The sequence below is a fragment of the Salicola sp. Rm-C-2C1-2 genome (genome assembly GCF_040196175.1).
In the GTDB taxonomy this organism is placed as follows: domain Bacteria; phylum Pseudomonadota; class Gammaproteobacteria; order Pseudomonadales; family Oleiphilaceae; genus Halospina.
In genome coordinates this window covers 245,127-264,696 of sequence record NZ_JBEFNF010000002.1, presented here as the reverse complement: position 1 = coordinate 264,696, position 19,570 = coordinate 245,127, and the positions used below count along the sequence as shown (strand labels likewise).

Sequence of the window (19,570 nt, the reverse complement as noted above, 5' to 3'; positions counted from 1 at the left end):
ATGAACACTGAAAAGACTCTGAACGATGAGTCGAGTGAAGAACGCGACGCACCAGCGCTCGTTTTTTCGCTCATTGCCATTGTGGTGGGCATCGTCACTGGCCTGGGTGCCATTCTTTTCTATTATCTCATCAGCTTTTTCCACAATCTGTTTTTCTACGGGCGCCTGGGCCTGACGCTGGGCGGTGAAAGCCTTCTGGAGCCCAGTATCTGGGGACCCTTTGTGATTCTTGTGCCGGTAGTTGGGGGGCTGGGTGTTGTCTGGCTCACTCGCACCTTCGCGCCCGAAGCCCGTGGTAGTGGCGTGCCCGAGGTCATTGATGCGGTTTACTTCCGCGAGGGGTTGATCCGGCCTGTTGTTGCCGCCGCCAAATCGCTGGCCTCCGCCCTATCCATTGGCAGCGGGGCATCCGTAGGCAAGGAGGGCCCCATTATCCAGATCGGGGCCTCGCTCGCCTCAAGCATTGCCCGCCTCGTCCATCTCAGTGCCTGGCAACGCATAACCCTGATTGCGGCGGGCGCCGGAGGAGGCATTGCGGCTACCTTCAATACGCCGTTGGGCGGTGTCATGTTTGCGGTGGAACTGATGCTGCCCGAGCTCAGCGTCCGGACCTTCATGCCGGTGGTGCTTTCGACCGCCACCGCCAGCTATATCGGGCGTACCACCCTGGGAATGACACCGGCATTCGTGATTCCTGCACCACAGGCTGTCAGCGCCGGTGCCCTGGACTTCTACAACATTGCAGCCATGAGTGTTCTGGGTGTCGTCTGTGGTGTGACCGCCTGGCTTTTCATTCGACTCCAGTCGGTCACGGAAATCGCTTTTGAACGGTTCACCAACAACCATTACCTACGGCACACGACCGGCATGTTTTTCGTTGGTCTTATGCTTTTCGGCTTCCAGTACACCTACGGCCACTACCATATAGCGGGCGCCAATTACGCCACCATCAGTGAGGTACTGCACGGCAACCTGCTGGCATTTCAGTTACTTGTTATGCTTTTTGGCGGTAAGCTGCTGGCCACGGCGCTGAGCCTGGGCTCCGGGTCGTCCGGGGGCATCTTTTCACCGGCGCTTTTTCTTGGCGCGACACTGGGCGCTGCTTTCGGTGTCGCACTTTCCCTGATCTGGCCCACCGCGAACATCAACCCCATGAATTATGCCGTTGTCGGTATGGCCAGCGTTGTCGGCGGCGTCACGGGCGCCGCGATGACGGCGATTGTCATGGTGTTTGAAATGACCCGCGCTTACTCGATAATCATCCCACTCATTATCGCTGTCGCTGTTGCCATCGGCATCCGCCGCGCCCTGATCGACGATACGATCTATAGCATCAAGCTTACACGCCGTGGCAAACACTTCTCCAGCGAACGCCACCGCAACCTCTTCCTGATGCGGCGGGCGGATGAGTTCACCGAAGTGGGGATCGCCACTCTTCCCGAAACCACTAGCGTCAGCGGCGCCTTCGGGCTTCTGGGCCGCGAGGCGGATGTGCAGTACCTGCTCCTGACCGATGACCACAATGAAATCAACGGTATTCTCTCCTTTGAGGGGTTGCTTGACGCAGAGCATCAGCATCATGAGGACTGGCCGCTGAAAAAGCTTGGTCACAAGCAGTTCGTGCAGGTAGGCGCCGGCGATCTGCTCAGCCAGGTAGTCCAGCAGCTGACCCAGCAGGGTGTGGACTACGCACTGGTCTATGCAGTGGCTGCGGAAACCGGTCTGGCCGAAGAGGTGATCGGGGTTTTGGACAAGGACCATCTGGCCGACAGCGTTATGGAGCAGTTCCGGAGCTTCAGCACCCGCACCTGATCAGTCCCCCGGCTAAGCCTGCGGCGGTGGAAACCTGGGCAACGGGTGGCGGGCACCCATAGCCTCGGCCGCGATACGGTTCTTGATTCCGGTCTGGCCGTCCAGCCAGCGCATACCGGTGTTGCGCAGCCAGCGCATTGGCAGCTCGTCACGCGCGAAGAGCTGTTTAAACCCCTCCATGGCCGCCATGAGGGAAAGGTTCTCCACCTTGCGCCGGCGCTGGTAACGCTGAAGGGCACTAGTGTGCGCCGGCTCCAGCCCCCGTTCCATGGCGGTACGGATCTCATCCGCCAGGACGGCGGCATCCGCAAAGCCCAGGTTGACACCCTGCCCCGCCAGCGGATGGATGGTATGGGCCGCATCACCTACCAGCGCCACGCCCGGGCGGTTGTACTCCCGGGCATGGCGTTGGCGCAGCGGCAGGGCATGACGCGTGGACACAGTTTCCACCGTACCCAGCGTCCACTCCAGAGCCGCCGCCAGCTCACCTGCGAACGCGCCATCCTCCAGATTCATGAGACGCGCCGATTCCCCGACATCCTGAGACCAGACAATAGAGACGAACCGGTCACTACCTTCTTCATTAGCCAGGGGCAGATACGCCAGAGGTCCTGTGGCCATGAACCGTTGCCAAGCGGTGCGCTGGTGGCCGTATTCGGTACGCGCCGTGCAGACAATCGCCTGCTGGTCGTAGTCCCACTCCCGGGTGGCGAGGCCGGCCCACTGTCGAATGCGCGAATTGGCACCATCCGCCCCGATCACCAGGCGCGCCTCGAGCCAGCGGCCGTCACTGAGCATGACCGCTGACCCGCTGCCTGTTGGGCGCCAGTGGCGGACGTGTTCTCCATCCAGCCAGTTGAGACCAGGCTCTGCGGCCATGGCTCGGGCCAGCGCCCCCAGAACCACCCGATTCTCGACGATACTTCCGAGTCGGGAAAGCTGCAGGTCAGCCGCGTCGAAATGGATGCTGCCGGTACCCTCGGCGTCCCAGACGCGCATCTCCCTGTAAGGGCAGCAGCGGCGGGCTTCTATTTCGGACCAGACGCCCAAATCCTCAAGCAGCTGCCGGGTTCCCTCGGTAAGGGCGCTGACGCGCGGTTCAAAGCCATCCACGGTGGTGACAGGCTCCAGTTCGTGCAGCGATGTCTCCCTCGATTGGGGCTCCACCACGGTAACCTCAAGCCCCAGACGCGCCAGCAGAAGTGCCAGGGCCCCACCCACAAGACCGCCGCCAACAATGGCAATGGTGGTTCTTTCAGTCAGCCCGCTGTCAGTCATGGCCCAGAGAACTCCGTCGTGTATTCAGCCCCATGTTGCGGTGTGCCAGCCAGTTACGCGCGCCGGGCGCGGCATCGAGCGCCGCGAGGCCGATGTCCCGGAGCCGCCCCGGGAAACCACTCTTTTCAGAAAACACCCGCACCAGGCCATCGGAGAAGCCGACGATAGCGTCTACATCCTGCTGATGAGTCTCTACATAAGAGGCCAGCTGTTCGGGCTGGCCCAGGGATAACGGCTCGCCAGCCGCCTTACCCAAGCGACTGCTCAGCCGCATCAAGCCCCGCAGGGCAAGGTTGAATCCCTGGCCAGCCACCGGATGCAGCGAATGGGCGGCGTTGCCCACCAGCACCACGCCGGGGCGCACCGGGTGGACAACCTGCTCCAGGGCCAGCGCGTAGCTGTGGCGCTGACCCACATGCTCGAAACGGCCCTGACGCCAGCCAAACCGCGCCTGCAGTTCCTCCAGAAAAGCATCGTTCCCGAGCGCCATCCGACGTTCGATTTCAGCACTGTCCATGGTCCAGACCAGAGCGTAGTCATGGTCACCCCGGTGAGGCAGCAGGGCTACGGCCGCGCCCTCGGCAAAACGTTCATAAGCCTGATGCCCATGGGGCGCACTGGTGGTAACGGTGGCGACCAGGGCATGCTGGCCATAATCCCGCCGGCTGGCGGTGAAGCCCAGCTGCTCACGCAGCCCGGAACGACCTCCGTCAGCGACCACCAGCAACCGCGCCTGCCACCACTGTTGGCGGTCGTCCTGTTCCACCAGAACCTGGGCGCTGTTCCTACCGGTCTCAGCCGTTACAACACGTGCCGGGCACAGCCAGTGTGTTGCCGTATTCTGAAGAGCGGAGACCAGATTGAGGCCCAACCAGCCATTGTCCACCACATACCCCAGCGCCGCGGTCCCATGCTCTGACGCGTGCATACGGGTGGTACCCGGGCGACCACGGCTGGAAACGTGGATATGTTCAATGGCAGTGGCTGCCCGCGCCAGTTCCGGCCATACCCCGAGATCCTCATAGATCAGGCGGGAGCCGTAGGCAAGCGCTGTGGCGCGGGCATCGTAACTGGGCTGGAACTGCGCCTCAGGATCCACTGACGGATCCAGGGGCGAAGATTCCACGACGGCCACATCAAGTGACGGCGCATGCCGGGCAAGCCCGAGCGCCAGCGAAGCGCCGGCCATGCCACCGCCAACGATGAGCACATCACAGTGCCGGGTGGTGGAAGCGGGTTCACTCATCCGCCATCAACGCCTCAATATCAGCAATCTCTTTGGGCACATCCGGCGTGAGATTGCGATAGCCGGAGCGGGTAACCGCCACGTCGTCCTCAATGCGCACAGCAATGCCATGCCAGCGCTGGTCCACATTCGCACTACCCGGGGCAATATAAAGCCCGGGCTCAATGGTCATTACCATGCCCGGTTCAAGCACCCGCCAGGCACCATCAATACGGTAATCACCCACATCGTGCACATCCATGCCCAGCCAGTGACCGGTGCGGTGCATAAAGAAGTCCCGATAATGACCCTGCTCAAGCACCTCCTCCAGACTGCCCGACAGGATGCCCAGATCCAGAAGCCCCTGGCTCAGGACCTCCACCGCCGCCTCATGCGGCTGATTCCAGTTGTTTTCCGGCTTAACCTTCTCAATGGCCGCTTTCTGGGCTGCCAGCACAATCTCATAAACCGCTTTCTGTTCGCCGGAGAAACGGCCATTAGCCGGGAAAGTCCGGGTGATATCCGCCGCGTAACCGTTATACTCACAGCCGGCGTCGATCAGAACCAGATCGCCGTCCGCCAGCCTGCCCTGATTCTCGGTGTAATGCAGCACACAGCCGTTGGACCCGCTTGCAACAATAGTGGGGTAAGCAGGAGCGCTGGCGCCTTCATCCAGAAAGCGGTACAGCAGCTCCGCCTCCAGCTGGTATTCACGCAGCCCGGGGCGGGCGCGGCGCATGGCCTGGCAGTGAGCCTCAGCACTGATACGGCCGGCACGCTCCATGACCCGCAGCTCCGCCGCGCTCTTGTAAAGGCGCATATCATGCAGGGTGTGCTCCAGCGCCACAAACTCACCCGGGGGCTTAGCGCCACTGCGCACGCGGGCGCGGATGCTGTTGACCCATTCCATGACCCGGCTGTCGAACGTCGAATCCCGGCCGATCGAGTAATAGACCCGGGAGCGTCCCTCAATCAGGCCCGGAAGAATGTCGTCGATATCGCTGACGGGAAAGGCATCATCCACACCGTAATCGGCCACGGCACCATCAGGGCCGGTCATGAAACCATCCCACAGTTCGCGATCCGGATCCCGCTCACGACAGAACAGCACCGACTCACCATGCTCCCGGCCGGGGATCAGTACCAGCACCGCGTGCGGCTCCTGGAAGCCGGTGAGATAGAGAAAATCGCTATCCTGGCGGTAGGGGTATTCTGTATCCCGACTTCGGGTACGCTCAGGAGCCGCGGAAACGATGGCGATACTCTCCGGCGCCATCTGTTCCATCAGGCGACGGCGACGGCTGCCATGCTCGTCCCGGTCAATCGCGGTCTGGATCTGGTTGTTTGCAGCAGTCATCGGCATTCCCGGTTCAATGCAGAGTCTCTTGGTCCGGCTTGGGATGATTGAATTCCGCGAATACATTGAGAACCCCGACCCGGATGTACTCCGAGATCTCCTCAATGTCGCGGTCGCCATCATCCTCGCCGTCATCAGCGTCGCTATCTACCTGACTAATGGCCACAAAATCACGGACCAGCTCACGAATGTCGTCCGGCGCGCGACTCAGGCCATCGCCAGCCGCCCGGGCCATCCCTTCCAGGAAACCACGGACCCAGTTGGAAACGGCTTCAAGGCGCTGGTTCAGCGGTGCCTGTTCAGGCGGCAGCAGCAGTTGGAAATCCATGGCTTCAGACTGCAGTGCGGCCAGAGTCGCTGCATAGAAAGCATGCAGAAGCGCACGCGGAGACGCCTGTTCGTCTCCCTGTTCTTCCTGCAGGTTGTCACAGCCCAGATGCTCCAATGCCAGATTCTCCCAGCGCTCACTGGAAAGGCGCTCGCCGGCGGCCAGCTCGCCCGCGAGAAGGCCGTGCAGTTCACTGGGATGGTTAATGGCACTATGGCGACTATGGAGATCGGTCCACAGGTCAAAGTCGTAGACCACTTCCTGGAGGCGCTGGGTATCGTTGTCGTCGATTCCGCTCATGCGGTGATCAGCTCCGGGTGTTGGATTTCGGGTTTTGGACAGCAGATTATGCAGGCCTTCAGACTATCATGTTGTGAGAGGCTGTCGTACCGCAAATTGACCGCTCTCCGGGAGCCCACTATAGTGATTTTCCAGAGGCGATTCCCCGGAGAGGCGACCATGGACCAAGCGGAACTCGAGGCACTGGCCGCGCGCATTGAACGGCTGATCGAGCGCAATCGCCAGCTCGAAGCCGAGAACGCGCGGCTGCGCCAGGCCCAGGAGGACTGGCAGCAGGAACGGGTTCAGCTCATGCAGAAGAACGATATGGCACGCCACCGGATCGAGGCGATGATTTCACGGCTGCGTTCACTGGAGCATCACTGATGGCAGAGCATACGGATAAGGAAACAGTCGCGGTCAACATCCTGGACAAGGAATACCTTGTAGCCAGTCCGGGCGAGGCCCGAAGTGATCTGGAACGTTCCGCCAGATACCTGGATGAAAAAATGCGCGAGATCCGGGCAAGCGGCCGTGTCTTCGGCACTGAGCGAATAGCGGTCATGGCCGCGCTCAACATCACCCACGAGCTGCTGCAGAGCGGTAGCAGCATGCCCGAATCAGCGGAACGCACCCTGCGGGACATCGATGAGCGCGTGCGCGAGGCACTGGAACAGTCTTGAACGGGTACAGATGCCTGAATTGCTCAACGCCGCCATTGCATTCCCCCCCGTCGGTCGGCCTATAATCTGATTAACCTTCTGGGTTGTGCGACTTCACTGGATGTTGTCCTCGAGCCGATGCGCATGACCAAAGGGAGCCGCTCCCTGGTGATGTGTGCAAGTCCTCCGCGCAGAGGAAAGCCTGATTCACCATCAAGGGGCTCCCGCCTTGAACTACTGGGTTCAAGGGCACAATCCGGTCCGGCAGCCCGGAGGGTTTTCTAACCTGCCTTACCAGATCCCCATGACGAGCCATCAACCGACTCGACAACAATTGCGCAGGGAGCTGCGCTCACGACGACGGGCGCTCAGCCCCCAGCAGCAGCGACGCGCCTCACGCAGACTGTGCCGCAACCTGCTCGCCAGTCGGGAACTGCGTGACGCACGCAGTATCGCCCTTTACTGGCCGAATGACGGCGAGATCGACCCCCGCCCCCTGCAGTCAGCGGTGCAACGCATGAACAAGGGCTGTTACCTGCCCGTTCTCCACCCCGTACTTGGCAACCGCCTTTGGTTCATGCGTCTGGACAGGGATACGCCCATGGTCCGCAATCGCTTTGGCATCCCCGAACCCAGCCTGCGCCGGGCTGCGTCACGACCGGCCTGGGCGCTGGACGTGGTGCTGATGCCGCTGGTGGGGTTTACGGCGGAAGGCGACCGACTGGGGATGGGCGGTGGTTTCTACGACCGAACCTTTGCATTCTTGGGGCAGCCTGGGCAGCACAGCCCCCGGCTCATTGGCCTGGCGCACGACAGCCAACGGGTGGCGGCCATGCCCACCGCCAGCTGGGACGTTCCCATGAACGCAATTGTGACGGATCAGGGGTACTACCCGGTACGCTGAAACGGATCTGAACTCAGTTGATGGCGCGGCTACTGGTGCTCTGGGTCAGGGCTGCTTCCTGCGCGGCCCTGGACGTCATCCCGGGCTCCTCTGAGGTGGCCAGGGAAGTCAGCCCACTGATCAAAAGCCCAATAGCAAACACCATAACCAGTACGCGTATAACGTCAGGTTGGCGCTTCATTGTAGGTCGTCTCCTGCCAGCTGTTCTGTTTTTCTTATTCGATCGGTAATAATGGCGAAAAACCAGCGGTCTAGGCCTGATTCCTCGAACAGTAGTAGGAGTTTAGCAGTAAAATACCTTTTTACAATTCAGGACGATTGGCGGCTCATGAGAACTTTGTAATATTTTGCAACCTACTGACCAAGAAAAAGGCGATAGGCCGGATCATTACCGATTTCTTCATACTCGAAGCCGATTTCATCCAACATGACGCGGAAGTCATCCAGCTCATCATCCTCGACCTGGGCACCCATCAGAATCCGGCTGTAGGCAGCACCATGGTTCCGGTAGTGGAACATGGAGATGTTCCAACGGCTGCCCAGTGACATCAGGAAGCTGATCAGCGCCCCCGGGCGTTCAGGAAAAGTGAACTGGAAAACCTTTTCATTGGTTACCGAGGGCGCGTGCCCGCCAACCATGTGCCGGATGTGCTGCTTAGCCAGGTCATTGTCGGTCAGATCAAGAACCGGATATCCCAGATCCGTGAGCTCGCTCACCACCTCATTCCGACCGAGACCGCCCGCCTGGATCTGTACGCCGACAAAGATATGCGCTTCGTCGGCCGACGAATAACGGTAATTGAACTCGGTGATGTTGCGCTTACGCAGGGCCTGGATGAACTGGCGGAAGCTGCCAGGCCTTTCCGGAATCGTGACCGCAAGGATGGCCTCGCGCTGCTCCCCTACCTCGGTGCGCTCCGAGATGTAGCGCAGGCGATCGAAGTTCATATTGGCACCGCTCAGGATCCCGACCAGATTCTCATCCTCCAGGCCCTGGCGCTGGACGTATTTCTTGACGCCCGCTACTGAGAGAGCGCCTGCCGGTTCCTGTATCGAGCGTGTGTCCTCGAAAACGTCCTTGATCGCGGCGCAGATCTCATCCGTGGTCACGGTCACAACCTCGTCCACGTGATTCTTGCAGACCTCCCAGGTATAACTTCCGATTTGTTTCACCGCCACACCATCGGCAAAGACCCCGACCTGAGGCAATGCCACACGCTGCCCTGCCTTCAGGGCTTCGGAAAGACAGGCAGAGTCCTCGGGCTCCACCCCGATGACCCGCGTCTCTGGGCGCAGATACTTGATGTAGGCTGCCATGCCCGCCATAAGACCACCGCCGCCGACCGGGATGAACACGGCGTGTATGGGCTTTGTGAACTGCCATAGCAGCTCCATGGCCACGGTCCCCTGGCCGGCAATGGTATCCGGGTCGTCGTAGGGAGGGATGTAGGTGTAGCCGTGCTTTTCGATCTGCTCCTGCGCGTAGGCGGCGGCGTCGTCGAAGGCATCGCCAATCAGAACCACCTCAGCGCCCTGGTTGCGCACGGAGTTGACCTTGATCTCCGGCGTGGTCCGCGGCATGACGATGGTCGCATGGATACCCAGCTGAGTCGCGGCAAGCGCCACGCCCTGGGCATGATTACCCGCAGAGGCCGCAATGACACCGCACGCTTTCTGGGCGTCCGACAGCTGACTGATCTTGTTATAGGCACCACGAAGCTTGAAGGAGAAGACCGGCTGCAGATCCTCACGCTTGAAGACGATATTGTTACCGAAGCGGCGGGTGAGGTTGCGCGCATGGCTCACGGGCGATTTGATCGCCACATCATAGACGCGCGCATCAAGGATCTTGCGGATGTATCGATCAATCATTGTGAGGCTCTCTCTCATCGGCAGCCTCACAGTGTAAGAAGGATCCGGGCACCACGTCCACGCGTGATGCCTTTTTGCCGATCACTAAAGTGCTTTGTCGAGCATGTAATCGACTGTCGCCTTCATTTCCGCGTCGGAACAGTCACTGCAGGTGCCCATCGGCGGCATGGCCTTGTAGCCGTTGATGGAGTTCTTATAGAGACCTTCCCGGCCCCGTGCATCGAGACGGCTCTGCCAGTCGTCACTTGCATCCATCTTGGGAGCACCAGCAGCTCCGGTCATATGACAGGCACTGCAATTACTGTTGTAGATCTTTTCTCCGGAACGCTCCTGAGCCATTCCCGTGCTGGCCAAACTCATCACGAGGACGGTACCGACTACTGCGATCGGTTTGATGGTTGCCTTCATGTTTGCTCCTTACTGTCTTCTATGGAATTCATATTCCACCTTTTTCTACATCTTAACGGGCGCACAGCGCAAATACATTGACCTGACTCAACTAGACGATCTGTTTCATCGAAAGCCATACTTGCGAAGCCGATACACAAGCGTATCCCGGGTAACTCCGAGCAGTTCCGCCGTCCGGCTGCGATTGCCGCCGGTACGGGCAAGCGCCTGCTGGATCAGACTAACCTCCACACTCTCAAGCCTGACACCCTCAGCCGGCAGCTCCATTCCCAACTGATCCTCTGTGGCACTGGCGTCAGCCAGCCACCCATCAGGGATATCATGAGCCTCGATGGTCTGGCCCGCCATCAGAACCACGCACCGTTCGACCAGGTTTTTCAGCTCACGCACATTGCCCGGCCAGGAATACCGACTGAAACGTTTGAGTACGCTGGGTGCAAAGACCGGGGCGGTGACGCCATGCCTGACCGCAAGCGCCTCACGAAAATGCTCAAGCAGCAACTGAATGTCGCCGGTCCGCTCCCTGAGAGCAGGCAGACCCAAAGGTATCACGTTGAGGCGGTAGAACAGATCGGATCGGAATCGCCCCTGCGCTGCCAGTGCTGACAGATCCTGATGAGTCGCCGCAATGATCCGCACATCAAGCTTCTCGGCTCTGCCAGACCCCAGGCGCTGACATTCGCCCGCCTCTAGGAACCGCAACAGTTTCCCCTGCCCAGAAAGGGTCAGCTCGGCGATCTCGTCGAGAAACAGGGTGCCATTCTGGGCTTGGTGGACGAAGCCCGGCGTATCCCTGTCCGCGCCTGTGAACGCGCCTTTCCAGTAACCGAAAAGCTCAGCTTCCACCAACTCGGACGGCAGCGCCGCACAGTTGACCGGCACCCAGGGGCCGGCATACCGGCGACTGACCTGATGCACGCCACCCGCGAGCAACTCCTTGCCGGTACCGCTCTCCCCGGTTATCAGAGCGGTGGCATCCGTGGCCGCCACCAGTGAAGCCGATCGCAGTACAGACTGCAGCGCTGGCGATTCACCCCCGAGAAGCGGAAAAGAATCACTACTGAACATCGTGACCATCCTGACGCAAACCCATGAAAACCCCTGATGCCATGCACGCGCTTAGTGCGCCCGCACCAGTGCCAGCGGCACCAACGCCAGCACCACAATGAGCACACCCGCGACCTGACGGAACAGCGGGTTGGCCATAACACGGCTCACCCGTTCCGCCATGAACCCCACCAGAAGCAGCGTGGGAATCGTCCCCAGCCCGAAGAACAGCATAACCCCCATCCCCTGCCACACGGACCCGGTACTCAGACTGTAGACCAGCGCCGAATACACCAAACCACAGGGCAGCCAGCCCCAGACAAGTCCAAAGCCAAAGGCCTGGGGCAGTGAGCGTACCGGCAGAAGGCGACGACCAATCGGCTCCAGCCACCGCCACAGTGGACGCCCCATTGACTCGATCCACGCGAAACGGGGGAACCAGCCGCCAATGTAGACCCCCAGCGCCACCAGAAACATTGCCCCCACTGTGCGCATCACCAGGGCACTACCAGCACCGGCCAGCTCCTGAAACACTGCCGCTCCCCCGGCCACCAGGGCGCCGGCCAGCATATAGCTGCTAATGCGGCCCAGATGATAATGCAGGCTGAACAGCACAAAATGCGAACGACTACCCCGGATCTCCGGCGCCAGGCTGTAGGTCAGAGCCCCCACAATGCCACCGCACATCCCCACGCAGTGGGTGCTGCTGACTACCCCCAATACAAACGCCGTTGCCCAGTCCGTCCACCACATTCTAAACAGCTCCCGCGGCTGGCGACTTAAGGAATATCAACAACTGCGTGAAATCACACAGTCACCCGGGCATTTCACACCCCCCCCCCGCTCCGCCTCAGTGAGATGCCAACTGAGACCTTAAAAAAATACTGTCATTACAGAGGCCTGAAAGCGCTTCTCTAAGCTGGCGGAACTGGCCCGCATCTTGCGACCGAAAGGCCACAGAGATAATCAACCTCACGGAGCACTCGATGATACATAAGCCTTACAGGCCGCGCACCACACCCCTGGTGACAGCCAGCCTGCTTATGGGCGCCACAGCTGCAAGTGCCCAGAACATGACCCTGGAACCACTCGTGGTCACAACCTCCTCGATGGACACACCCTATGAGGTCACAACCGATCCCCGCCAACCGCACGCCTCACTCCCAGCCCAGGACGGCGGCGCCTATCTGGAATCGATCACTGGTTTCAATGTCAGCCGTAAGGGAGGAACCAGCGGCGAACCGGTCCTGCGGGGCCTGGGCGGCTCCAGGCTCAACATCTCGGTGAATGGAGGCGCCATACCTGGCGGATGCCCGAGCCGCATGGACCCGCCGACGGCCTACATATTCCCCCAGTCCTATGACCGGGTAAGCGTTACCAAAGGCCCCCAGAGTGTCCGTTATGGCCCTGCCACCGCGGGAAGCGTTCGCTTTGAGCGTGACACACCGGATTTTTCAGAACCCACAACCAATGGGTTCGCAAGTTTCACGGCCGGCAGCCACGCACGCAATGACATGGCCACCAACATCACTACCGGGGATGAGGATGGTTACGCCCGCTTCATCGGGACGCTCTCAACACAGGACGATTATGAGGACGGCGGCGGTGAATCCGTCCATTCCGAGCACGAGCGCTGGAGCACGAGCGCCATCGCAGGCTGGACGCCTGGCAATGATAGCGAGCTTGAGCTCAGTTACGACCGCAGTAACGCCGAAGCCGCCTACGACGACCGTCGGATGGACGGCACCGAGTTTGATCGAACCAGCTACCGGTTGTCCGGATCCCGGGACAACCTTACCGGCTGGCTCCCCCGGATCGAGGCCAACTTCTATTACAACGACGTTAACCACGTCATGGACAATTTCCGCCTGAGGAATCCTCCGGGAAAGATGGCCATGGCGCGCCTTGTGGAACGCACTACCATGGGAGGGCGCGTGAGCGCCGACATGGACCTGTCCTCCCGGACTGAAATCCAAGCCGGACTGGACTTTTCCATCAGCGAGCATGCCGACAGCGGCCCTATCATGACAATGGGCAACCCCCTGGCTGGCGCCAAGTTCAGAGGTGAAGCAGCCCCGGAAACGGCCGAGTTTTCCGATATGGGTCTTTTTGCAGACATGGAACGGCAAGTGGGCGCCAATTCATGGCTGACCCTGGGCGTGCGCGGCGATTACCACGAGGCCGAGGCACTGATCGCAGACTACGGGGGCGCGCGCGAGGGTGAAACCGACGACCGCACCCAGTGGAGCAGCTTTGGCCGCTACGAAGTGGCGTTGCAGGATCTACCCATCAATCTTTATGCCGGGCTGGGGCGCTCCGAGCGCGCGCCGGATTTCTGGGAGCGTGACAGGGACTTCGGTATTGGCAACGAGACCCTTACCCAGGTGGATACCGGCATCTCGCTGAGCCACAAGCGGGTCGAAGGCACCATCGCCGTATTCTACGGACAGTACGATGACTACATCCTGATCACCAACGGTGGCGGTAACGCCCGTAACGTGGACGCGACCACGCGGGGCGTTGAAGCCGATATGGCGGTCTCCCTGACGCCTGCGCTGACCTTTAATTCCACCCTTGCCTGGACCCGCAGCACCAATGACAGCGATAACGAACCACTGGCCCAGACGCCGCCCCTGGAAGGCACCCTGGGGCTCGACTACAGGCGTGGCGGCTACTCCGCCGGTATGCAGTGGCGTGGCGTCGCACGTCAAGACCGCGTGGATGAAGGCAGCGGCACCATTTACAGCCTGGATACCCGGGAAACACCTGGGTTCGCCACTTTTTCCGTTTATGGCGGAATGCAGCTTTTCGAGCAGGCCCGCCTGAGTGCCGGCATCGACAACGCCTTTGATCGACGCTATGCGGAACACATCCAGCGCGGTTCCGCGGATCTCGGTGCCAGTAATGGCCCCATCAACGAACCGGGCCGTACCCTCTGGGCCAATCTCACAACCGAATTCTGATTTTTCTCTCGTGCCTCTCTCGAGAGTTGCCGGCCCTCCGGGGCCGGCTTTTTAATACCCGGACCCTTAACATTCATCCTGAATACAGGTAATCTTACCCCGCAGTCACCGTGACCGGGGAAGCCCAATGCACGAATCCAACGATACGCTGGAAATCCATACGCGACGGACCATCCACGCCACTACATTGTGGCTCCACGGCCAGGGTGCCAGCTCCGAGGATCTGATCCCGATCTTCAAGAACCTCACTGACTCCAGAGCGCTCGGATTGCGCTACGTGGCCCCCAATGCCACGTTACGCCGGCTTACAGCACTGGGTAACCGCATGGGTCGGGCCTGGTATGATGGCATCGCACCGGATTCAGACGAACCCGATCCTGAAAGCCTTGCCGAGACGCACAATCAGCTGACAGCACTCCTTGATAGCGAGCAGCACAACGCCATCCCGTCCTCGAAGATCATCATGGGTGGGTTTTCCCAGGGCGCGGCACTGGCACTGTACACCGGCCTCCAGCACCCCCACCCGCTGGCGGGTATCGTGGTGCTCTCCGGGGAGTTGCTCAATCCGGACGACCTTGCCAACCGGATCCACCCGGCCAATGCCACCACGCCCGTACTGATGATCCATGGCACTGAGGATGCAACCATCTCCCTCCAGGAGGCCGAAGCCAACAGGGACCGCCTGCGGGCCCAGGGCCTACCTGTTGACTGGCATACCCTACCACTGGGCCATGAAATCAGCATGGACACCATTGCCATTATCGATCAGTGGCTCCTGGCAAGACTCCAAGAGCAGGGCGTAGCTGCCAGCCTCGAGGATCAGTAGCCGGGCATCAGCCAGTCGCTGTCCGGTTCATAACCTGCTTTTACTGCCTGCTCATAGCCTTCACGAAAACCGCCGACAATCTCCCTCAGAGCTTCCTCGGCAGTCGCATACCGGGCGCTTTCCGGTACTGCCGGCTCCTTCATGCCCGGTGCCTGCAGAAAATAGTCCTGCTCGGCCTCCACCCAGTCCCCCGTTATGCCCTCGTAAATCCAGATCCGGATCGGCGTCAGGATGCCTTCCAGCCGGAAGTTGTATTCAGCCACAAGCCGTCTGGCACCCAGAATCCGCGATTGGTTGAAGACCTTGGCAACATCTGATGCGTCACTCATTTATTAACCCCGTAATTTGTCAAAAAATCCCGCCCAGCTATATTAGTTCATATAAAAAGCATCATTTATTGGCTTAAATCAATGAGCCTGCAATTGTTCAGTGTCACTGTATCGTTACCAATAGGCGATTGTCCCGGAGTTCACCCCTATGATGATCCAGCGTCTTCTTCAGTCTTTCCTGCTGGGCCTGGTCGCAACCGTTTTCTCCCTGAACGCCGTCAGCGAAACCGGAAAGGAGGAAGCGAAAGCCTTTTTCCCGGACGCGGACCGCGTTGGCGCCATGTCCGGAGACAAGCCAGCGATGGGCGTCTATCAGGATGGCGAGCTGGCCGGACTGGTTTTCGAAACCGTGGACTACGCGCCCATCCCCGCCTACTCCGGCAAGCCGGTCAACATGCGCATCGGGCTTAACGGCGAGGGCGAAATTATTGGCGGTGAGATCCTCGAACACTCGGAACCCATTGTTCTCACCGGCATTCCAGAAAAAAAGATGGATGAGTTCGTCGACCAATACGTGGGCAAATCCATCCATGACCGCATGCGGGTCGGCCTCTCCTCGAGCCGGCGCGAAGGCTACGACTACGTGGATGCGGTATCTGGTGCCACGGTCACCGTGGTTGTGATGGGCGACACCATCATGCGCGCTGCCCGCAAGGCTGCTGTCAGCCATGGCCTGGTTGCTGAGGATGCCGTGGATGTCCGCGAGCCGGCGACGGTAAAAACGAACACCTATGAGCAGGCCGGCTGGGAAACGCTGCGCGAGCAGGGCGCCATCAGCAAACGCCACCTTACACGGGGGCAAGTGGATGATGCCTTCGAGGGCACCGAGGCGGAAGACGTTGATAAAGCGCCGAAAAGAGCACGGGATGACACCTTTATCAACCTCTACGCGACCTACCTGAACACCCCCACCACCGGGCGTAATCTGCTGGGGCAGGAGCATTACAACCAGCTTATGGACCGCCTGGAGGACGGCGAACACGCCATCATGCTGATGGCCGACGGTCGTTATTCCTTCAAGGGCACGGGCTTTGTCCGGGGCGGCATATTTGACCGCATCCAGATCAATCAGCGGGACAGTTCCATCCAGTTCCGCGACAGCGACCTGGTGCGCGCACCGGATTTCGCGCTGGAAGACACACCCACTATCTCGGAAAAAGACATTTTCATTGTGCGCGAGCAAAACCGGTTTGATCCGGCTGCTCCCTGGGAACTGCAGTTGCGGGTCCGGCGCCAGTACGGTGCGCTGGACTCCACCTTCGTCAACTTCACGCTTGACTATCAACCGGTTCAGGAATGGTTCAATATCCCCGAACGCAAGGCACTCAGCGATGGGAGTGATCAGCCGCTCTGGGTCTCTGTCTGGCAGGATCGCCAGATCCAGATCGGGGTCCTGGGGGCCGGCCTTGGTCTGCTCGTCTTCATCCTGCTGTTCCAGGACTGGCTTGCCAAGCGCCCGCGCCTGCTGCATCCGCTGCGCATCGGCTTCCTGATCTACACGGTGGTGTTCATCGGCTGGTATGCCCTGGCCCAGCTCTCGGTGGTGAACATCTTCACCTTCACCAACGCTGTGTTCACCGACTTCAGCTGGACCACCTTCCTGATGGACCCGATGATGTTCATCATGTGGAGCTTCGTAGCCGCTACGCTTCTGTTCTGGGGCCGGGGTGTATTCTGTGGCTGGCTCTGCCCCTTTGGCGCCATGCAGGAGCTGATCAATCTCGCCGCCCGCAAGCTGAAAATACCGCAGTTCGACGTGCCCTTCGCCGTACACGAGCGCCTCTGGGCACTGAAGTACCTGATTCTGCTGGTGCTGTTCGGCATCTCGCTGCAGTCACTCGGTGCCGCGGAACAGTACTCGGAAGTGGAGCCGTTCAAGACCGCCGTAACCCTGCACTGGCAGCGCGAGTGGGGCTTTGTGCTCTATGCCGCCCTGCTGCTGGTGATTGGCATCTTCAATCACAAATTCTACTGCCGCTATCTGTGCCCTCTTGGCGCGGGTCTGGCCATTCCGGCCCGCATCCGGCTTTTCGATTGGCTTAAGCGGCACAAGGAGTGCGGATCGCCCTGCCAGATCTGCGCCAACGAATGCGAGATTGGCGCCATCCATCCGGATGGCCGGATCAATCCCAACGAATGCCATTACTGCCTGGACTGCCAGGTCACCTACTGGGATAACCAGAAGTGCCCACCCATGATCCAGAAGCGCAAGAAGCGCGAGAAAATGGCTCGCACGGACGCAGATGACAGCAAAAATAAGACGAACCAGATACCTGCTGTTGAAGTAACCAGCTAGATATCCCCAAAACCAGAGAGAGGCAAGGGACACAACACTATGACAAAGCGTGATGACGATCCTAAGAACACGGACCAGAATGAAGAGGTCGCAAATCCTGGACGGCGTTCTTTCCTGGGAGCCACGGCGACCGTTGGGGCGCTCGGCGTAACCGGCGGTACCGGCACAGCCCTGATGATGGGCGGCTCCGGTGGAGCCCAGGCGGCTGAAGGGGCAAAAAGCAAAGACGTCCCGCTGGGGCAACTGGACGATTACTACGGCTTCTGGAGTGGTGGCCAGTCTGGTGAGATCCGCATCTATGGTGTTCCCTCCATGCGCGAAATCATGCGGGTTCCGGTGTTCAACCATTGCAGTGCAACTGGATGGGGGATGACCAACGAATCCAAGCGCATAATGGGCGACAGCCACAGATTTACCAACGGCGACACCCACCATCCGCACCTCAGCTACACCGATGGCAGTCACGACGGCCGTTACCTGTATGTCAACGACAAGGCCAACTCCCGCGTGGCACGTGTCCGCCTTGATGTGTTCAAGCCCGATGCAATGGTGAGCGTCCCCAACGTCCAGTCAGTCCACGGCCTGCGTCTGCAGAAAGCACCCAAGACCGGCTATGTCTTCGCCAATGGTGAATTCCATATCCCGCAGCCCAACGATGGTCGGGATCTGGACAATCCGGACAACTACTGGTGTCTGTGGACCGCCATTGACGGGGAAACCATGGAAGTAGCCTGGCAGGTCATGGTCGATGGCAACCTCGACAACATGGATGCCGACTACACCGGCAAGTACGCCGCAGCGACCTGCTACAACTCGGAAAAGGGCGTCAAGCTCAACGAGAAGATGCGCTCCGAACGGGACTGGGTGGTTGTCTTCAACATCGAGCGCATCGAGCAGGCCGTCAAGGATGGTAACTACACCACCATTGGTGACTCCGAAGTTCCGGTTGTTGATGGCCGGCATGGCACCGAAGTCACACGTTATGTGCCTATTCCCAAGAATCCGCACGGCTGCAATACCTCAACCGATGGCAAGTATTTCATCGCTGCCGGCAAGCTGTCGCCTACCGCGAGCATGATCGATATCAGCAAACTGGATGACCTGTTCGCCGGCAACCTGGAGAACGAACGCGATGTGATCGCAGCCGAGCCGGAACTGGGCCTGGGGCCGCTGCACACGACCTATGACGGCCGTGGCAACGCCTACACCACGCTCTTCATCGACAGCCAGATCGTCAAATGGAACATGGAGAAGGCGGTCCGTCACTACAACGGCGAGGATGTGAACTACATCGTCCAGAAGCTGGATGTGCACTACCAGCCCGGGCATAACCATGCGAGCCTGGCGGAGTCCAAAGACGCCGATGGCCAATGGCTATTCTCCCTGAACAAGTTCTCCAAGGACCGCTTCCTCCCTGTAGGGCCGCTGCATCCGGAGAACGACCAGATGATTGATATCTCCGGCGAGGAGATGAAGCTGGTGCACGACACGCCGACTTTCGCAGAACCCCACGACACGGTGATCGTGCCCCGCGATATGATCACTACGAAACAGATCTGGGATCGTGATGACCCCTTCTTCGCGGAAACGGTCCGTCGTGCAAAAGAAGACGGGATCGACGTGGAATCGGACAACAAAGTGATTCGTGATGGCAATGACGTGCGCGTCTACATGACCTCATCCGCACCGCGTTATGGTCTGACCGAGTTCCGGGTCAAGGAAGGCAATGAAGTGACCGTGACGATCACTAACGTTGATACCGTTGAGGATGTCAGTCACGGTTTCTGCGTCATAGGGCATGGCGTTGTCATGGAGGTCAACCCGCAGCAGACCTCCTCGATAACCTTTACAGCCGGTTCACCCGGTGTGTACTGGTACTACTGCAACTGGTTCTGCCACGCGCTGCACATGGAAATGGCAGGCCGCATGCTGGTCGAACCTGCGGATTCCTGATCCGCACAAGCCGTACTGTGACCGGGCATCT

The 19,570-nt window shown here is 59.8% G+C and carries 18 protein-coding genes and 1 other RNA gene; 9 read left to right on the top strand and 10 right to left on the bottom strand.

Annotated elements, in window-relative coordinates:
• The gene (locus tag AAF659_RS07025) at positions 1-1,812 is read left to right on the top strand and encodes a chloride channel protein (protein ID WP_349751009.1); all 1,812 of its coding nucleotides are present in this window, start codon (positions 1-3) and stop codon (positions 1,810-1,812) included.
• A 12-nt stretch (positions 1,813-1,824) separates the two neighbouring features.
• Here the strand turns inward: AAF659_RS07025 and AAF659_RS07020 are convergent, their stop codons facing one another.
• The 4 genes from AAF659_RS07020 to AAF659_RS07005 are packed head-to-tail and all read right to left on the bottom strand — an operon-like array spanning position 1,825 to position 6,300.
• Positions 1,825-3,090, bottom strand: coding sequence for an FAD-dependent monooxygenase (locus AAF659_RS07020; protein ID WP_349751008.1), 1,266 nt, complete (start codon positions 3,088-3,090; stop codon positions 1,825-1,827).
• Positions 3,083-4,336 (bottom strand): 2-octaprenyl-6-methoxyphenyl hydroxylase, encoded by a 1,254-nt coding sequence (ubiH, locus tag AAF659_RS07015; protein WP_349751007.1) that lies wholly within the window; start codon positions 4,334-4,336, stop codon positions 3,083-3,085. The genes AAF659_RS07020 and ubiH overlap by 8 nt, the downstream gene beginning before the upstream one ends.
• Complete coding sequence (gene pepP, locus AAF659_RS07010; RefSeq protein ID WP_349751006.1) at positions 4,329-5,672, bottom strand: Xaa-Pro aminopeptidase; 1,344 nt, start codon at positions 5,670-5,672, stop codon at positions 4,329-4,331. Before pepP ends, ubiH begins: the two co-directional genes overlap by 8 nt.
• A 13-nt stretch (positions 5,673-5,685) precedes the next feature.
• Positions 5,686-6,300: a UPF0149 family protein gene (locus AAF659_RS07005; RefSeq protein WP_349751005.1), complete on the bottom strand. Its 615-nt coding sequence runs from the start codon at positions 6,298-6,300 to the stop codon at positions 5,686-5,688.
• A 159-nt stretch (positions 6,301-6,459) separates the two neighbouring features.
• Between AAF659_RS07005 and AAF659_RS07000 the strand changes: the two genes are divergently transcribed.
• The 4 genes from AAF659_RS07000 (at position 6,460) to AAF659_RS06985 (ending at position 7,845) form a co-directional block, all read left to right on the top strand.
• Positions 6,460-6,666 carry a TIGR02449 family protein gene (locus AAF659_RS07000; RefSeq protein WP_077529508.1) on the top strand — a complete coding sequence of 69 codons (207 nt, stop codon included), beginning with the start codon at positions 6,460-6,462 and terminating at the stop codon, positions 6,664-6,666.
• The gene (locus AAF659_RS06995) at positions 6,666-6,962 is read left to right on the top strand and encodes a cell division protein ZapA (protein ID WP_349751004.1); all 297 of its coding nucleotides are present in this window, start codon (positions 6,666-6,668) and stop codon (positions 6,960-6,962) included. Before AAF659_RS07000 ends, AAF659_RS06995 begins: the two co-directional genes overlap by 1 nt.
• A 72-nt stretch (positions 6,963-7,034) precedes the next feature.
• Positions 7,035-7,221: non-coding RNA, 6S RNA (gene ssrS / locus AAF659_RS06990), on the top strand.
• A gap of 24 nt (positions 7,222-7,245) precedes the next feature.
• Positions 7,246-7,845, top strand: a complete 600-nt coding sequence (locus AAF659_RS06985) for a 5-formyltetrahydrofolate cyclo-ligase (RefSeq protein ID WP_349751003.1) — start codon at positions 7,246-7,248, stop codon at positions 7,843-7,845.
• A 13-nt stretch (positions 7,846-7,858) separates the two neighbouring features.
• Here the strand turns inward: AAF659_RS06985 and AAF659_RS06980 are convergent, their stop codons facing one another.
• The 5 genes from AAF659_RS06980 to AAF659_RS06960 form a co-directional block, all read right to left on the bottom strand.
• Positions 7,859-8,026 (bottom strand): hypothetical protein, encoded by a 168-nt coding sequence (locus tag AAF659_RS06980; RefSeq protein WP_349751002.1) that lies wholly within the window; start codon positions 8,024-8,026, stop codon positions 7,859-7,861.
• Positions 8,027-8,199: 173 nt separating this feature from the next.
• Positions 8,200-9,717, bottom strand: a complete 1,518-nt coding sequence (gene ilvA / locus AAF659_RS06975; RefSeq protein ID WP_349751001.1) for a threonine ammonia-lyase, biosynthetic — start codon at positions 9,715-9,717, stop codon at positions 8,200-8,202.
• 84 nt (positions 9,718-9,801) lie between these two features.
• The gene (locus AAF659_RS06970; protein WP_349751000.1) at positions 9,802-10,125 is read right to left on the bottom strand and encodes a c-type cytochrome; all 324 of its coding nucleotides are present in this window, start codon (positions 10,123-10,125) and stop codon (positions 9,802-9,804) included.
• A gap of 105 nt (positions 10,126-10,230) precedes the next feature.
• Positions 10,231-11,193 carry a sigma-54 interaction domain-containing protein gene (locus tag AAF659_RS06965; RefSeq protein ID WP_349750999.1) on the bottom strand — a complete coding sequence of 321 codons (963 nt, stop codon included), beginning with the start codon at positions 11,191-11,193 and terminating at the stop codon, positions 10,231-10,233.
• A gap of 51 nt (positions 11,194-11,244) precedes the next feature.
• Positions 11,245-11,925, bottom strand: coding sequence for a sulfite exporter TauE/SafE family protein (locus tag AAF659_RS06960; RefSeq protein ID WP_349750998.1), 681 nt, complete (start codon positions 11,923-11,925; stop codon positions 11,245-11,247).
• A 233-nt stretch (positions 11,926-12,158) separates the two neighbouring features.
• On the opposite strand from AAF659_RS06960, the gene AAF659_RS06955 reads away from it, so the two are divergent.
• Together AAF659_RS06955 and AAF659_RS06950 are read left to right on the top strand one after the other, a co-directional pair.
• Positions 12,159-14,135 carry a TonB-dependent copper receptor gene (locus AAF659_RS06955; RefSeq protein ID WP_349750997.1) on the top strand — a complete coding sequence of 659 codons (1,977 nt, stop codon included), beginning with the start codon at positions 12,159-12,161 and terminating at the stop codon, positions 14,133-14,135.
• A gap of 127 nt (positions 14,136-14,262) precedes the next feature.
• The gene (locus AAF659_RS06950) at positions 14,263-14,961 is read left to right on the top strand and encodes an alpha/beta hydrolase (protein WP_349750996.1); all 699 of its coding nucleotides are present in this window, start codon (positions 14,263-14,265) and stop codon (positions 14,959-14,961) included.
• Here the strand turns inward: AAF659_RS06950 and AAF659_RS06945 are convergent.
• Positions 14,955-15,290, bottom strand: coding sequence for a hypothetical protein (locus AAF659_RS06945; protein ID WP_349750995.1), 336 nt, complete (start codon positions 15,288-15,290; stop codon positions 14,955-14,957). The two genes, AAF659_RS06950 and AAF659_RS06945, sit on opposite strands and share 7 nt — an antisense overlap.
• 148 nt (positions 15,291-15,438) lie before the next feature.
• Here AAF659_RS06945 and nosR point away from each other — a divergent pair, with 148 nt between their 5' ends.
• Both nosR and nosZ read left to right on the top strand, forming a co-directional pair.
• Complete coding sequence (gene nosR / locus AAF659_RS06940) at positions 15,439-17,586, top strand: transcriptional regulator NosR (RefSeq protein ID WP_349750994.1); 2,148 nt, start codon at positions 15,439-15,441, stop codon at positions 17,584-17,586.
• Between the two features lie 39 nt (positions 17,587-17,625).
• Entirely contained in the window at positions 17,626-19,539 is a 1,914-nt protein-coding gene (gene nosZ, locus AAF659_RS06935) for a TAT-dependent nitrous-oxide reductase (protein WP_349750993.1), read from the top strand.
• The last annotated feature ends 31 nt before the right edge of the window (positions 19,540-19,570 follow it).

Coding starts and splice junctions, on each gene's coding strand:
- AAF659_RS07025 (WP_349751009.1), top strand. CDS start 1: ATGAACACTGAAAAGACTCTGAACGATGAGTCGAGTGAAGAACGCGAC.
- AAF659_RS07020 (WP_349751008.1), bottom strand. CDS start 3,090: ATGACTGACAGCGGGCTGACTGAAAGAACCACCATTGCCATTGTTGGC.
- ubiH (WP_349751007.1), bottom strand. CDS start 4,336: ATGAGTGAACCCGCTTCCACCACCCGGCACTGTGATGTGCTCATCGTT.
- pepP (WP_349751006.1), bottom strand. CDS start 5,672: ATGACTGCTGCAAACAACCAGATCCAGACCGCGATTGACCGGGACGAG.
- AAF659_RS07005 (WP_349751005.1), bottom strand. CDS start 6,300: ATGAGCGGAATCGACGACAACGATACCCAGCGCCTCCAGGAAGTGGTC.
- AAF659_RS07000 (WP_077529508.1), top strand. CDS start 6,460: ATGGACCAAGCGGAACTCGAGGCACTGGCCGCGCGCATTGAACGGCTG.
- AAF659_RS06995 (WP_349751004.1), top strand. CDS start 6,666: ATGGCAGAGCATACGGATAAGGAAACAGTCGCGGTCAACATCCTGGAC.
- AAF659_RS06985 (WP_349751003.1), top strand. CDS start 7,246: ATGACGAGCCATCAACCGACTCGACAACAATTGCGCAGGGAGCTGCGC.
- AAF659_RS06980 (WP_349751002.1), bottom strand. CDS start 8,026: ATGAAGCGCCAACCTGACGTTATACGCGTACTGGTTATGGTGTTTGCT.
- ilvA (WP_349751001.1), bottom strand. CDS start 9,717: ATGATTGATCGATACATCCGCAAGATCCTTGATGCGCGCGTCTATGAT.
- AAF659_RS06970 (WP_349751000.1), bottom strand. CDS start 10,125: ATGAAGGCAACCATCAAACCGATCGCAGTAGTCGGTACCGTCCTCGTG.
- AAF659_RS06965 (WP_349750999.1), bottom strand. CDS start 11,193: ATGTTCAGTAGTGATTCTTTTCCGCTTCTCGGGGGTGAATCGCCAGCG.
- AAF659_RS06960 (WP_349750998.1), bottom strand. CDS start 11,925: ATGTGGTGGACGGACTGGGCAACGGCGTTTGTATTGGGGGTAGTCAGC.
- AAF659_RS06955 (WP_349750997.1), top strand. CDS start 12,159: ATGATACATAAGCCTTACAGGCCGCGCACCACACCCCTGGTGACAGCC.
- AAF659_RS06950 (WP_349750996.1), top strand. CDS start 14,263: ATGCACGAATCCAACGATACGCTGGAAATCCATACGCGACGGACCATC.
- AAF659_RS06945 (WP_349750995.1), bottom strand. CDS start 15,290: ATGAGTGACGCATCAGATGTTGCCAAGGTCTTCAACCAATCGCGGATT.
- nosR (WP_349750994.1), top strand. CDS start 15,439: ATGATGATCCAGCGTCTTCTTCAGTCTTTCCTGCTGGGCCTGGTCGCA.
- nosZ (WP_349750993.1), top strand. CDS start 17,626: ATGACAAAGCGTGATGACGATCCTAAGAACACGGACCAGAATGAAGAG.